Below are 13,967 nucleotides of genomic sequence, written 5' to 3' on the forward strand. Positions count from 1 at the left end.
GATCAGTTGACGCCCGCGACGCCGAGGTCGATGGCGCCCCCGCCGTAGGGGTGGGCCGCCAGGCCCCGGACGTCACTGCCCGCCAGGTGGACCGCCGACCGGGCCGCGAGCGCGATGTAGGCGACATCCTCACGCAGCACGTCGTCGGCCTCCGCCCAGGCCTTCTCACGGGCCGCCCGGTCGGGCATGCTCGCGATCTGCCCGACCCGGGCATTCCAGTCCACACTGCTCCAGCCGCCGTAGTCGCGGCCGCTCCCCGCCTCCGTGAGGTTGAGCGAGGCATCGAAGAGCGGGGGCAGGATGGTCGAGGCCGATCCCCACGCCGGTGACCAGTTGGACCAGAAGACGTCGTACTGCTCGGTCGCGCCCGGCGCCGAGACGGTGCCGAAGTAGGAGTCCTTGATCGGCACCAGGGTCGGGTCGAAACCGCCTTCGCGCCACCCCGTCACCAAGGCGCTCATGGCTTTGTCGGCCGCGGGCCCCTCGCGATAGGCGACCCGAATCGGCACCGGGACAGCCACCCCGGCCTGCTGCAGGATCTGTCGAGCCTTGGTCGGATCCGGCTCACCGACCGGCACCGCCGTGGTCGCCCGGGCGAGCAGGCCGTCGGGAATGAGCGAGGCCGTGGGAGTGGCGCCGATCGGGCTGGCCAGCCCCACGGCATACCCCGACCGGCGGGTGGAGAGTTCGAGAGCCGTGCGTGCCTCGCGAGACTGGAGCACCGGGGAGGTGACATTGGGCGCGAGGTAGTCGATGACGCCCGTGGGCAGGGCCAGCGAGCGGTCGCGGAGCGCCTCGACGGAGGAGACCTGCTGCTGCAACGCGATCGGGGCGGGGGTCAGCGACACCGAGGCCTTGGCAGTGTCGTCGTCCGCGAGCACGGTGGCGGCGATGACGCCGGGTTCCTGCCCGGTCGTGATGCGGATCCGGTCCGGGTTGGCCTTGCGGACCGGGTCGGACTCGGCGCGCCACTTCTCGTTGCGGACCAACAGACCACCGGTCTCGGCGTTCCAGGTGCCTTCGAGGCGGTAGGGCCCACTGGAGAGGCTGGCGGCGCCCGAGTCCGGCCCGGAATCGCCGTCCTTCTTGACCGGCGCGAAGGCGGCCAGGGTGACCATCTCGTTGAAGTCGGCGACCGGCTCGGCGAGAACGAAACTGATCGTGCGGTCAGCGCAGGACACCGCCTGGTCGAAGGATGCCTGGCCCGCCGCGGCCTGGTCACCCTGCGCCCACGGACCCAGGAAGGTCGAGCGGCCATCGGGGGTCCGCGGGATGGCCAGGGCGGACAGCGCATCGGTCGACCCGCCGGTGATGACGTCGGTGGCGAAGGTCCGCGCGATCCCGTGCTTGACGTCCTCGCAGCCCAGCGGTGAACCGTCCTGCCAGGTCAGATCCGGGCGCAGGGTGAACCGCCAGGTCTTGAGGTCATCACTGGGCTCGCCGGTGTCGGTCGCCAGGTCACCGACGAGGCTGGGCTGGGTCGCCTCACCGGCAATCGGTGCGTATGCCGTGAGCGTCCGGTGCAGGGTCCGGCCCACCATGGCGCCGGTCGTCGGGTCGCCGATCCGTTGCGGATCCAGGGTAGGGATCGCCGCGGCGGACAGCAGGGTGAGAGTCCCGCCGCGCCCGGCCGGCTCGATGACCTTGCTGCCGACGACCGCGTCGGCGGTGCACGCCGCCAGAGCTCCCACCGCGGCCGCTGTCGCGGCCACGAGGGAGATCACCCGACGAGGACCACGCATCAGCTCTTGCGGGCTCGGGCGGCGGCGCGGGCGCGGGTGACCTGGTCGAGGTCGACCTTGCGGATGCGGACGGCCTCCGGGGTCACCTCGCAGCACTCGTCCTCGCGGCAGAACTCCAGGGACTGCTCGAGCGAGAGCTTGCGCGCGGGCACGACCTTCTCGAAATTGTCCGCCGAGGAAGCACGCACGTTGGTGAGCTTCTTCTCCTTGGTGATGTTGACGTCCATGTCGTCTGCCCGGGAGTTCTCGCCGACGATCATGCCCTCGTAGACCTCGGTGCCCGGCTCGACGAAGAGGATGCCGCGCTCCTGCAGGTTGACCATCGCGTAGGCCGTGACCGGCCCGGTGCGGTCGGCGACGAGGGAGCCGCTGATCCGGGTGGTGATGGTGCCGAACCACGGCTCGTAGCCCTCGAAGACATGGTGGGCGATGCCCGTGCCGCGGGTCTCGGTGAGGAACTGGGTGCGGAAGCCGATGAGACCGCGGCTGGGCACGAGGAACTCCATCCGGATCCAGCCGGTGCCGTGGTTGGTCATCTGCTCCATGCGGCCCTTGCGGGCGGCGAGGATCTGGGTGATCGCGCCGAGGTGCTCCTCGGGGGTGTCGATGGTCAGCCGCTCGACGGGCTCGTGGAGCTTGCCGTCGATCGTCTTGGTGACCACCTGCGGCTTGCCCACGGTCAGCTCGTACCCCTCGCGGCGCATCTGCTCGACGAGGATCGCCAGGGCGAGCTCGCCTCGGCCCTGGACCTCCCAGGCATCGGGGCGCTCGGTGGGCAGGATGCGCATCGACACATTGCCGATGAGCTCGCGGTCGAGTCGGTCCTTGACCAGTCGAGCGGTCACCTTGGCGCCGCGCACGCGGCCGGCCATCGGGCTGGTGTTCGTGCCGATCGTCATCGAGATCGCCGGTTCGTCGACGGTGATCAGTGGCAACGGCACTGGATTGTCCGCGTCGGCGAGGGTCTCACCGATGGTGATCTCCGGAATGCCCGCGACCGCGATGATGTCGCCCGGGCCGGCCGACTCGGCGGGCTTGCGCTCCAGCGCTTCGGTCATGAGGAGCTCGGTGATCTTGACCTTGGTGATCGAGCCGTCGTGGCGGCACCAGGCCACTTGCTGGCCCTTGCGGATCTCACCGTTGTGCACGCGCAGCAACGCCAGGCGGCCCAGGAAGTTGGAGGCGTCGAGGTTGGTGACGTGTGCCTGGAGCGGCGCACCCTCCTCGTAGGTCGGTGCGGGGATGTGCTCGATGATCGCCTCGAAGAGTGCCTCGAGGTTGTCGGCGTCGGGCAGACCTCCGTCGGCGGGGCGGTTGACCGAGGCGCGCCCGGCCTTGGCCGAGGCATACACCGTGTGCAGGTCGAGGTAGTGGTCCTTGCCCTCGGAGTCCTCGATGAGGTCCATGAGCAACTCCATGACCTCGTCCTCGACCTCCTCGATGCGGGCGTCCGGTCGGTCCACCTTGTTGATGCAGAGCACGACCGGCAGGTGCGCGGCGAGCGCCTTGCGGAGCACGAAACGGGTCTGCGGGAGCGGGCCCTCGGAAGCGTCCACGAGCAGCACGACACCGTCGACCATGGACAGGCCGCGCTCGACCTCCCCGCCGAAGTCGGCGTGGCCGGGGGTGTCGATGATGTTGATCGTCAGGCCGTCCTCGAGACCGGCCTTGGCCGCGGCGGGACCGGCGTAGTGCACCGCGGTGTTCTTCGCGAGGATCGTGATGCCCTTCTCGCGCTCGAGGTCGCCGGAGTCCATCGCGCGCTCGTCGATGTGGTCGTGCTCCCCGAAGGCACCCGACTGCCAGAGCATCTTGTCGACGAGGGTGGTCTTTCCGTGGTCGACGTGGGCGACGATGGCGACATTGCGGATGTCGGAGCGAGAGGTCTGCGGCATATGCACGATTGTCTCAGGCGCAGTGCCCACCCGCGAAAACGGCGACCCGAGGGTATGCCGCGGAGCCGGCCCCGCGGCATACCGAAGGGGGCGGGAACCGGCGAAGGTGCGGCGAAAGGGTCTCACTCCGATAAACACTTGCGCCGCTCTCTTGGCACGGCGCAGAACCTCGCTAGGTTTACTCCCATGTGTGCCCGGGCGACTCCCCCGCACGCGTGATCCACCTGGCCTCCCAAGGGGGCGGCCGGTTCGCACACCCAAGCGAGGTATTGATGACGTTCAAGCGCAAGGCGGCCCCGGTCGTCGCCCTGACCGCTGCGGCGCTGGCCCTGTCGGCCTGCGCCACGTCGAGCCGCGACAGCGGCTCGTCGGGCGACAGTTCCAGCTCCTCCGGGGGCACGGGCACCTTCACCTTCGGCGCCGCGGGCGCCCCGAAGTTGTTCGACCCCTTCTACGCGACCGACGGTGAGACCTTCCGCGTCAGCCGCCAGATCTTCGACACCCTGGTCGACATCAAGGAGGGTGCCGCCACCCTCGAGCCCGGTCTCGCCGAGAAGTGGGAGCCCAGCGCTGACGGCAAGGATTGGACCTTCACCCTCAAGAAGGGCGTCAAGTTCACCGACGGCACGGACTTCAATGCCGACGCGGTCTGCAAGAACTTCGAGCGGATGTTCGACCAGAACGAAGCCGGCGCGGTCGCGGCCGAGTACTGGGGCGACAACATGGGCTCCTTCAAGAGCGACGCCGCGAACTCGCTCTACAAGGGCTGCGACGCCAAGGACGAGACGACCGCGATCATCCACATCAACCGGGCGACGTCGAAGTTCCCGGCGATGCTCTCGCTGACCTCGTTCTCCATGCAGTCGCCGACCGCGATGGACAAGGGCAAGGCCAACGACGTGCAGAAGGCGGGCGAGGGCTTCACCTACCCGGCCTACTCGCAGGCCCCCGTGGGCACCGGGCCGTTCAAGCTGGACAAGTACGACGAGGCCAACAAGACCGTCACCCTGGTTCGCAACGAGGACTATGCCGGTGACAAGGCCAAGTCGGCCAAGATCGTCTTCAAGATCATCCCGGACGAGGCGACCCGTCGCCAGGAGCTCCAGGCCGGCAGCATCGACGGCTACGACCTCCCGAACCCGGTGGACTGGAAGGGCCTCAAGGACGCCGGCTTCAACGTCGAGGTCCGCCCGGCCTTCAACATCCTCTACTTGGGCCTGAACCCGGCGAACAACCCGAAGCTGAAGGACCTCAAGGTCCGCCAGGCCCTCTACTACGCCCTCAACCGGGACCAGCTGGTCAAGACCCAGCTGCCCGAGGGTGCAGCGGTTGCGACGCAGTTCATGCCGGACACGGTGAGCGGTTACAACAAGGACCTCAAGCCCTACGCCTATGACGTCGACAAGGCCAAGAGCCTGCTCGCCGAGGCCGGGGCGACGGGCATGACGCTCAACTTCGCCTACCCGTCCGAGGTCACCCGCCCGTACATGCCGAACCCGCAGAAGCTGTACGACGCGATGAAGACCGACCTCGAGGCCGCCGGCATAGTCGTCAACACCAGCACCAAGCCGTGGAACGGTGGTTACCTCGATGACGTCTCGGCGTTCAAGTACGACGCCTTCCTGCTCGGCTGGACCGGTGACTACGACTCGGCCGACAACTTCATCGGGACCTTCTTCGGCAACCTGAAGACCAACCGGTTCGACACCAAGGACCAGGATTTCGGGCAGGCCCTCTCCGACGAGCTCAAGGCCGCGGACGGCATCGTTGACGCGGACAAGCGGGCCACGGCATACGAGGACCTGAACAAGAAGATCATGGAGGAGTACCTCCCGGGTCTCGCGATCAGCCACTCGCCGCCTGCCCTGGTGGTCAGCAGCAAGGTCAAGGGCTTGGTCGTGAGCCCGCTGACGGCCGAGAAGTTCGCCGGGACCTACGTCGAGCAGTGATGGAAGCGACTAGGTTCTAGCAAGACCGGATGGCCGCCCCGGCCCAGGCTGGGGCGGCCATTCCCTTCCGCGGTGGCCACCAGCGGCACCCGCGGGTCGCCGACGGAGGAGTGATGCCGACGTGTTGAGGTTCATCATCAGGCGCTTGTTGCAGATGGTGGGGGTGATGATCGCCCTGTCCTTGTTGCTCTTCCTCTGGTTGCGCTCATTGCCCGGCGGCACCGTCTCGGCCATGCTCGGCGAGCGGGCCACCCCGGAGACCAGGGCGCGCCTGTCCAAGGCGCTGGGGCTCGACGAACCCATCTGGGTGCAGTACGTCAAGTTCATGGGCCGCGCGCTCAAGGGACAGTTCGGCGCCTCGACCGGCGTCCTGCCCGGCGCCGACGCCTTCGACATCTTCCTCAAGCGCTTTCCCGCCACCATCGAGCTCAGCGCCTTCGCGATCATCCTGGCCGTGGCGATCGCCATTCCGATGGGCTATGTGGCGGCCAAGCGCCGTGGCAGCGCGGTCGACAATGCCGGAATCGTGACCAGCCTGGTCGGCGTGGCGATCCCCGTCTTCTTCCTCGCCTTCCTGCTGAAGTACTTCTTCGCCATCAAGTGGGGGCTCCTCCCGGCGTCGGGGCGACAGGACAGCATCAACTGCACCCGGGTGACGAACTTCTTCATCCTCGACGGTCTCCTGACGCGCGAGTTCGACTGCACGTGGAGTGCCCTCAAACACCTGATCCTCCCCGCGGTCGCCCTCGCCTCGATCCCCTTCGCCGTGATCTTCCGGATCACCCGGGCGAGCGTCCTGGACGTCCTCGACGAGGACTACGTCCGCACCGCCGAGGCCAAAGGCCTGGCCAACCGGACCATCCGCGGTCGGCACGTCATGCGCAACGCCTTGCTTCCGGTGGTCACGACGATCGGTCTGCAGGTCGGCGCCCTGCTTGCCGGGGCGGTCCTCACCGAGCGGGTCTTCAACTTCGGCGGGATCGGCGACACCCTCGCGGTCTCCTTCTTCACCCGCGACTATGCCGTGCTCCAGGTGCTGATCATCGCAGCGGCCGCCGTCTTCGTCATCGTCAACCTGCTGGTCGACATCTCGTATGCCGTGATCGACCCGCGCGTCCGGACCCGGTGAGGCTGCGATGACCAACCCGCTCAAGAAGTACGGCGACGCGCGCAAGGAACGCATCGATCAGCTCGCCGCCATGTCCGACGGCTCGGTCGCGGTCGCCGACGCCGGCACGATCGAAGAGGCGCCGGGCGTCTCACTCATCGCCAGTGCCTGGCGTCGGTTGCGCCGCAACCCCGTCTTCCTCACCGGCCTGACGATCACGACGCTTTTCATCTTCCTCGCGGTCTTCGCGCGAGTCATCGCCCCCCACGACCCGGCCATCGGCTACCTGCTCGACAAGGTGCGCCCACAGTCCAACCCGATCCCGGGCCCGGAGCCCGGCTTTCCCCTGGGCGCGGACAACGTGGGACGGGACTTCTTCTCCCGCCTGATCGTGGGCTCGCAGCAGACCCTCATCGTCGGGGTCTTCGCGACCCTGTTCGGCCTGACCGGCGGACTGATCCTGGGCATCCTCGCCGGCGCCACCTCTGGCTGGGTGGACTCCCTCGTCATGAGGGCCGTCGACGTCATGCTCTCCATCCCCTCGCTGCTGCTCGCCCTGTCCATCTCGGCCCTGGCCCCTCGGCCCTCGCAGTGGACCCTCATCATCGCCATCGCCACCGTGCAGGTGCCGGTCTTCGCGCGGCTGCTTCGCGGCACGATGCTGCAGCAACGCTCCAGCGACCACGTCCTCGCTGCGCGCGCATTGGGGATCAAGCGCAGTTCGATCGTCTTCCGGCACATGGTGCCCAATGCGCTCGGACCGGTCATCGTCCAGGCCACCATCGTTCTGGCCACCTCCATCATCGATGCTGCGGCCCTGTCCTTCCTCGGCCTGGGCAACCCGGACGACCGCCAACCGGAATGGGGCCAGATGCTCGGGCAGGCCCAACAGTTCATCTATGACGACCCGCACCTGGCCTTCTATCCGGCCGCGTGCATCATCATCGTCGCGCTCGGTTTCACGCTCATGGGTGAGTCCCTGCGCGAGGCCCTCGACCCCAAGAGCCGGAGGTGAGCTCCATGACCAGTCCCGCGAACGATCGTCGGAAAGGCTCCGACACTGCGCCACTGCTGACCGTGGACAACCTGACCGTGACCTTCCAGCGCAGGGGCCAGGAGCCCTTCCGGGCCGTGGACGGGGTGAGTTTCTCGGTGCGCCCCGGACAGACCGTCGGTCTGGTCGGCGAGTCCGGATGCGGCAAGTCGGTGACCTCGCTGGCGATCATGGGGCTGCTCCCCAAGCGCGGCAACCAGGTCACCGGCACCGTCGACTACGAGGGCACCAACCTGCTCACGCTGTCCGACGACGACATGCGGGACCGGCGCGGCAAGGACATCGCGATGGTCTTCCAGGACCCGCTGTCCTCGCTCAACCCGGTCATCCCGGTCGGTCTCCAGGTGACCGAGGTGCTGGAGCGCCACCGCGGCATCAAGCGCAAGGACGCGATGCCCATGGCCGCGGACCTGCTCAAGCGGGTGGGCATCCCGGATCCGAACCGTCGGATCAAGGACTACCCCCACCAGATGTCCGGCGGCATGCGGCAACGGGCACTGATCGCGATCGCGCTGGCCTGCGCGCCACGGCTGCTCATCGCCGACGAGCCGACGACGGCGCTCGACGTGACGATCCAGGCCCAGATCCTCGCCCTCCTCAAGGAGCTCGTCGAGGACACGGGCACTGCGCTCATCATGATCACCCACGACCTGGGCGTCGTCGCTGGCCTCTGTGACGAGGTCAACGTGCTCTACGGCGGCCGGATCGTCGAGCGCGGCGACCGCCACCCGATCTTTCGTGAGCCGCGGCATCCCTATACCAACGGGCTGCTCGGCTCGATCCCCCGCCTCGACACCGTCGGGGAGCGGCTCACGCCGATCCCGGGGTCCGTCGCCGACAACCTGCCGTGGGACCACGCCTGCGCGTTCGCCCCACGATGCAGCCAGCCCGTGGAGGTGTGCACGACGAACACCCCGACGCTCGAGGAGTCCGGTGGGCGCGCCCTGCGCTGCTTCAACCCAGTGGAGGTGGCCCGATGACCACGACCGAGCACGAGGCGCCAGGAGCCGCGGGAACCGAACCCGAGGTGCTCGTCGACGTCCAGGGTGTCAAGGTGCACTTCCCCATCAAGGCGGGCGTGATCCTCGACCGGGTCATCGGCTATGTGTATGCCGTCGACGGGGTCGACCTCACGATCCACAAGGGCGAGACCTATGGCCTGGTCGGCGAGTCCGGGTGTGGCAAGTCCACCCTCGGGCGCGCCATCCTCAACCTCGAGCCCCCCACCGACGGCAAGGTGATCTTCGACGGTGTCGACATCGCCAGCCTCAAGGGTGAGGCGCTGCGCACCAAGCGCCAGGACATCCAGATGGTCTTCCAGGACCCGCTCTCCAGCCTGGACCCGCGCCAGTCGGTGGAGTCCCTGCTCGTCGAGGGCATGCAGGCGCACGGGCTGGCCAAGAACGCCAAGGAGGCGCGGCCGCGGCTGCGGGAGCTCCTCAAGGCGGTCGGCCTCCCGGTGCAGGCACTGTCGAAGTATCCCCACGAGTTCTCCGGAGGCCAACGGCAGCGGATCGGCATCGCCCGTGCCCTGTCGGTCAACCCCAAGCTCATCGTCGCCGACGAGCCGGTCAGCGCCCTCGATGTCTCGGTCCAGGCCCAGGTCATCAACCTCCTGGAGGACCTCCAGGAGGAGTACGGCCTGACCTACCTCGTCGTGGCGCACGACCTCGCCGTCGTGCGGCACATCAGTGACCGCATCGGCGTGATGTACCTCGGCTCACTCGTCGAGGAGGCTGCTGCGGCCGACCTCTACGCCCAACCGCTGCATCCCTACACCCGCGCACTGCTCTCCGCCGTGCCCATCCCGGACCCGGATGTCGAGGACAGTCGCGAGCAGATCCTGCTCACCGGCGACCTGCCCTCGCCCTCCAATCCCCCCTCCGGGTGCCGCTTCCACACGCGCTGCCCGTGGCGGCAGGAGACCAGGTGCGACGACGAGCGCCCGCAACTGCGTGTCGTGGCCATCGACGGTGTGGTCGAAGGGCATCGGGTGGCCTGCCACTGGGCCGAGCAGATCGAGTCCGGTGAGCTCCAGCCGCACGCCGTCAAGGCGATCGCCATCGACCCGTCAGCGTCCGACACCCTTGGCGGCGACCTGATGGGGCCGGCCTCCCTGACCGAGGCCCTGTGATGGTGCGGCAACTGACCGACGAGGAGATCGGGCGCCAACTGGGCGACCTTCCTGACTGGACGCGTGAGGGTGACGCGATCGTCGCCACCCTGACTGCCCCAGACTTCCCCGCCGCCATCGCGCTTGTGCGAGACGCCGCTGACGAAGCCGAGCAGATGAACCACCACCCGGACATCGACATCCGGTGGCGCACCACGCGGTGGCTGCTCACCACCCACGACAAGGGCGGCCTGACCCAGTTGGACATCGAGTTGGCCCACCGGATCAGCGACCTTGCGCGCAACCACGGGATCACCACGTCGTGAGCCAGGTGGGGTCGCATCCGAACGAGCAGCACGACACCGACACCTCGGCACGGCTCAACTGGCTGCGTGCCGGCGTGCTGGGCGCCAACGACGGCATCGTGTCCACGAGCGGCTTGGTCATCGGGGTCGCCGCCGCCGGCGCCGGACAGGGTGCTCTGCTCACCGCTGGGTTGGCCGGCCTGAGCGCCGGAGCCATGTCGATGGCCGTCGGTGAATACGTCTCGGTGAGCACCCAACGCGACACCGAGCAGGCCCTGCTCGCCAAGGAGGCCGACGAACTCGCGACCGACCCCGAGGCCGAGCTCCACGAGCTCGCCGGGATCTACCGCTCCAAGGGACTCGCGCCGGACCTTGCGGTCCAGGTGGCCGAGCAGCTCACCGCCCACGACGCGCTCGCGGCCCATGCCGAGGTCGAGCTCAAGTTGGTTCCCGGGGAACTCACCAGCCCGTGGCAGGCCGCCGCGGCATCAGCGCTCTCGTTCACCCTGGGGGCGCTGGTCCCCCTGCTCGCGATCCTGCTGCTGGCGACCGATCGCAAGATTCCCGGGACGGTCATGCTGGCGGCGGTCGCTCTGGCCGTGACGGGCTGGACCAGTGCTCGGCTCGGTGGCGCGTCGCCCGCCCGAGCAATCCTGCGCAACGTCGGCGGCGGTCTGCTCGCCATGGCCATCACCTTCGCCATCGGTCGCCTCTTCGGAGCCTCGGTGTCATGACCATCCTGGTGATCGAGCACGAGGACGAGGCGCCGATCGGCATCCTCGGTGAGCGATGGCAGGAGGTGGGGCACGTCCTCGACATCCGCCGGCCCTACCTGGGCGACGACCAGCCGGCATACCTGGGACCCGAGCATGACGCCCTCGTCGTCCTCGGGGGCTACATGGGTGCCAACGACGATGCCGAGCATGGCTGGCTGACGCAGACGAAGGCACTACTGGCCGACACCACTCGTCGGGGCGAGCAGCCGGTGCTCGGGATCTGTCTGGGCCACCAGTTGCTCACCGTCGCCATGGGCGGGGTCGTGGGCCGCAACCCATCGGGGCGGGCCATCGGGCTCACTCCCATCGGCCTGACGCCGAGCGGCCACGCCGACCCGCTCCTGACGGGGACTGACGGGCACGACGCGATCCAGTACAACGATGACGTCGCGCTCGAGAACCCCTCTGGGGCAACCATTCTCGCGCGGACGGCCGATGGGCGCACCCAGGCAGCCCGGTTCGGCCCCTTGAGCTGGGGGGTGCAGTTCCACCCCGAGGTCACGGGCGCGATCTTCTCAGCGTGGTCGGGTGCCACGGCCGAGCAGGTGAGCAGCGCGTATGCCGCGGAGCCCACCTTGCGCTCGACGTGGACCGCCTTCGCGGACAGATTCTTGGCCCTGATCCCGAGCGCCAGGTCCTGAACGCAACGTCCTGAACGCTGGGTCCTGACGGGGCAGCCTCGACGCGGATGCCCGCCGACCTCAGGGGCGCATGGCCGCGGCATACCGCTCGACACCAGGGGCGTGCATGATCGCCTCGAGGCTGAGCACCTGTCCGTCGGGTCCGGTGAGGGGGACGCACCAGTTGGGGTACTCGCGGTTGGTGCCCGGTTGGTTGACCGCGTGGCGGTCACCGACCAGGTCAGCCAAGGAGTAAGCAAGCAGCCGGCTGGGGCTCTGCGCCAACCAGGCGTGCATGGCCGCAATCATGTCCGCGTCGTCACTGTCCGCACCGAGCACTCCGCGCTCGATGAGGGCCTGGCGCACGTGCGCGATCGAGCGAGCCTCGGCGGCACGCTCCTCCTCGGCAGACCGGGTGAGCAGACCCAGTCGCTCACGGACCTCGACGTGCTCCAGTGCGAGGTAACCGGCCGTGGGCGGCAGGTCATGCGTCGTCACGCTCGACAGGCACAACTCGCGATAGCCCTCGGGCGGCAGCGGTTCACCGTCGGCCCACTCGAACCACATGATGCTCGTGCCGAGCAGCCCGCGCTCCAAGAGGTAGGTGCGGGTTGCCGGCTCGACAACCCCGAGGTCCTCCCCGATGACGAGGGCACCGGCGCGCTCGGCCTCAAGGGCGAGAATTCCGATGAGGGCCTCATGGTCGTAGCGCACGTAGGTGCCCTCCCCCGGTGACCCGCCCTCGGGGATCCACCACAGCCGGAAGAGCCCGATGATGTGGTCGACGCGGATGCCGCCACTGTCTCGCAGCACCGTTCGCACCATGTCGCGGAAAGGTGCGTAACCGAGCTCGGCGAGGACATCGGGGCGCCAGGGGGGCTGCGACCAGTTCTGCCCGAGTTGGTTGAACTGGTCAGGTGGCGCGCCGACGGTCACGCCTTGGGCGAGGGCATGCCGCAGCGCCCAGGCGTCCGCGCCATGGGGGTGCACCCCGACGGCGAGGTCGTGGATCACCCCGAGGGCCATGCCCGCATCCTTGGCGCGCCGCTGGACCTCACCGAGTTGACGGTCCAACGCCCACTGCATCCAACAGTGGAAGTCGATCCGGTCGGCCTGCTCGACCCGGAAGTCGTCGACGCCGTGCGCGGCCGGTGAGGCCAGGCCCTCCGGCCACCCCTGCGACGGCAGCCCGTACACGTCGACGATCGCGCACCACGTGGCGAAGTCCGCCAGGCCCTGCCCCTCCTCCGCGACATAGCGCTCATAGTCAGCAGCCCGCCGGCCGGTGAGCCCGACAGCATGGATGAGCTCGAGGGCCTCCCGCTTGGCGGTCCAACAGCCGTCGCGGTCGATCAGTGCAGAGTCGTTGAGGGGACGCGCTGCAGCAGCCAGTGCCTGCACGCGGGCAGCCGCATCGTCATCGAGGCGGGCGGTCTCGGGGATGTCCTCCACCTGCAGATAGAGCGGGTTGGCGAAGCGCCGGGTGGTCGGCAGGTAGGGCGACGGCTCCATCGGCGTGATCGGCTCGGCCGCATGCAGCGGGTTGATGAGGACGAAGTCCGCACCGAGTCGCTCGGCACTCCAGGTCGCCAGGGTCGCGAGGTCCCCGAGGTCGCCGACTCCCCAACTGCGCGAGGACCGCACTTGATAGAGCTGGGCCATCAGTCCGGTCGCCCGACGCTGGTCCAGGCCGGCGGGAAGGCTCAGACGCCCGGGTGTGACGATGAGGGTCGCCTCGACGACGGACTGCCCCACTGTCGCGCGCAGCCGGTGCCAACCGGTCGGCAGGTCGCCGGGAAGCTCGAAGGTCGCCTCACCGATGAGGGCACCGTCGATCTCACGTGGCTCCACCCAGTGGTCGACCTGGTCGACGGCGCGGGTCTCCCCGGTCTCCAGTGCGATGTCGAGGCGGACGTCCGAGCCATGAGGCAGGTGGACGGGCACCCAAGGGGTCCACCCTTCACGCATCACCACTGTGGGGGGAAGCACCCGGCGCCAGGGCAACAACCGGCGATCGGCGAGCGCATGGGCGGCCGCCTCGTCGGTCGAGGCATCCACTCCCAGGGCTGCGAGCACCTGACGGATGCTCTGCGCCGACACGATTGTGTGCTGGCCCTGCCAGTCCCAGAAGTCGGTGGCGATCCCGAAGGCCGATGCCAACTCGGTCAACGTTGACGAGGGCTCTGAAGACATGGGGTCATCCTGCCAAAGACGTGTCGTGGCAGGGCTTCACGCCACTCGGAAGGAGAGGTGTGCCGCGGGGCCGGGCCCCGCGGCATACCTCTGCGTGCGTGGGGGTCAGGCGCTGGGCGTCACCTGGTGGACACATCTGCACCATGGCTCACACCCGTCACACCGCAGCGCCGTCTCAGGACGGTCGAGGACTGAGACGACCGCTCGCGCCC

General features: G+C 68.6%; 11 protein-coding genes. 8 read left to right on the forward strand and 3 right to left on the reverse strand.

The genetic code is table 11. The features are described from left to right. Positions 1 to 2: 2 nt before the first annotated feature. A complete protein-coding gene (locus BN10_RS00985; RefSeq protein ID WP_198013977.1) occupies positions 3 to 1,724 on the reverse strand; it encodes an ABC transporter substrate-binding protein in 1,722 nt (573 codons plus the stop codon). 17 nt (positions 1,725 to 1,741) lie between these two features. After that, on the reverse strand, positions 1,742 to 3,637 hold the full coding sequence (gene typA / locus BN10_RS00990) for a translational GTPase TypA (RefSeq protein ID WP_010849266.1): 1,896 nt from the start codon (positions 3,635 to 3,637) through the stop codon (positions 1,742 to 1,744). Positions 3,638 to 3,909: 272 nt separating this feature from the next. On the opposite strand from typA, the gene BN10_RS00995 reads away from it, so the two are divergent. The 8 genes from BN10_RS00995 (at position 3,910) to BN10_RS01030 (ending at position 11,583) form a co-directional block, all read left to right on the forward strand. Next, the gene (locus tag BN10_RS00995) at positions 3,910 to 5,586 is read left to right on the forward strand and encodes an ABC transporter substrate-binding protein (RefSeq protein ID WP_010849267.1); all 1,677 of its coding nucleotides are present in this window, start codon (positions 3,910 to 3,912) and stop codon (positions 5,584 to 5,586) included. Positions 5,587 to 5,707: 121 nt separating this feature from the next. Continuing rightward, positions 5,708 to 6,715 (forward strand): ABC transporter permease, encoded by a 1,008-nt coding sequence (locus tag BN10_RS01000; protein ID WP_010849268.1) that lies wholly within the window; start codon positions 5,708 to 5,710, stop codon positions 6,713 to 6,715. 7 nt (positions 6,716 to 6,722) lie between these two features. Continuing rightward, positions 6,723 to 7,709, forward strand: a complete 987-nt coding sequence (locus tag BN10_RS01005; protein ID WP_010849269.1) for an ABC transporter permease — start codon at positions 6,723 to 6,725, stop codon at positions 7,707 to 7,709. A 5-nt stretch (positions 7,710 to 7,714) separates the two neighbouring features. After that, the gene (locus BN10_RS01010) at positions 7,715 to 8,728 is read left to right on the forward strand and encodes an ABC transporter ATP-binding protein (RefSeq protein WP_040750537.1); all 1,014 of its coding nucleotides are present in this window, start codon (positions 7,715 to 7,717) and stop codon (positions 8,726 to 8,728) included. After that, positions 8,725 to 9,882, forward strand: coding sequence for an ABC transporter ATP-binding protein (locus BN10_RS01015; protein ID WP_010849271.1), 1,158 nt, complete (start codon positions 8,725 to 8,727; stop codon positions 9,880 to 9,882). The genes BN10_RS01010 and BN10_RS01015 overlap by 4 nt, the downstream gene beginning before the upstream one ends. Beyond that, the gene (locus tag BN10_RS01020) at positions 9,882 to 10,187 is read left to right on the forward strand and encodes a 4a-hydroxytetrahydrobiopterin dehydratase (protein ID WP_010849272.1); all 306 of its coding nucleotides are present in this window, start codon (positions 9,882 to 9,884) and stop codon (positions 10,185 to 10,187) included. The genes BN10_RS01015 and BN10_RS01020 overlap by 1 nt, the downstream gene beginning before the upstream one ends. Continuing rightward, complete coding sequence (locus BN10_RS01025) at positions 10,184 to 10,900, forward strand: VIT1/CCC1 transporter family protein (RefSeq protein ID WP_010849273.1); 717 nt, start codon at positions 10,184 to 10,186, stop codon at positions 10,898 to 10,900. Before BN10_RS01020 ends, BN10_RS01025 begins: the two co-directional genes overlap by 4 nt. Then, positions 10,897 to 11,583 carry a type 1 glutamine amidotransferase gene (locus BN10_RS01030; RefSeq protein ID WP_010849274.1) on the forward strand — a complete coding sequence of 229 codons (687 nt, stop codon included), beginning with the start codon at positions 10,897 to 10,899 and terminating at the stop codon, positions 11,581 to 11,583. The genes BN10_RS01025 and BN10_RS01030 overlap by 4 nt, the downstream gene beginning before the upstream one ends. 60 nt (positions 11,584 to 11,643) lie before the next feature. On the opposite strand, the gene malQ is transcribed toward BN10_RS01030, so the two are convergent. Next, positions 11,644 to 13,755, reverse strand: a complete 2,112-nt coding sequence (gene malQ / locus BN10_RS01035) for a 4-alpha-glucanotransferase (protein WP_010849275.1) — start codon at positions 13,753 to 13,755, stop codon at positions 11,644 to 11,646. Positions 13,756 to 13,967 lie beyond the last annotated feature (212 nt).

The organism is Phycicoccus elongatus Lp2 (genome assembly GCF_000367525.1).
Taxonomy (GTDB): Bacteria; Actinomycetota; Actinomycetes; order Actinomycetales; family Dermatophilaceae; genus Phycicoccus_A; species Phycicoccus_A elongatus.

Excerpts from the sequence above, each read along its gene's own strand:
- typA (WP_010849266.1), bottom strand. The coding sequence starts at position 3,637 with ATGCCGCAGACCTCTCGCTCCGACATCCGCAATGTCGCCATCGTCGCC.
- BN10_RS00995 (WP_010849267.1), top strand. The coding sequence starts at position 3,910 with ATGACGTTCAAGCGCAAGGCGGCCCCGGTCGTCGCCCTGACCGCTGCG.
- BN10_RS01005 (WP_010849269.1), top strand. The coding sequence starts at position 6,723 with ATGACCAACCCGCTCAAGAAGTACGGCGACGCGCGCAAGGAACGCATC.
- BN10_RS01010 (WP_040750537.1), top strand. The coding sequence starts at position 7,715 with ATGACCAGTCCCGCGAACGATCGTCGGAAAGGCTCCGACACTGCGCCA.
- BN10_RS01015 (WP_010849271.1), top strand. The coding sequence starts at position 8,725 with ATGACCACGACCGAGCACGAGGCGCCAGGAGCCGCGGGAACCGAACCC.
- BN10_RS01020 (WP_010849272.1), top strand. The coding sequence starts at position 9,882 with ATGGTGCGGCAACTGACCGACGAGGAGATCGGGCGCCAACTGGGCGAC.
- BN10_RS01030 (WP_010849274.1), top strand. The coding sequence starts at position 10,897 with ATGACCATCCTGGTGATCGAGCACGAGGACGAGGCGCCGATCGGCATC.
- malQ (WP_010849275.1), bottom strand. The coding sequence starts at position 13,755 with ATGTCTTCAGAGCCCTCGTCAACGTTGACCGAGTTGGCATCGGCCTTC.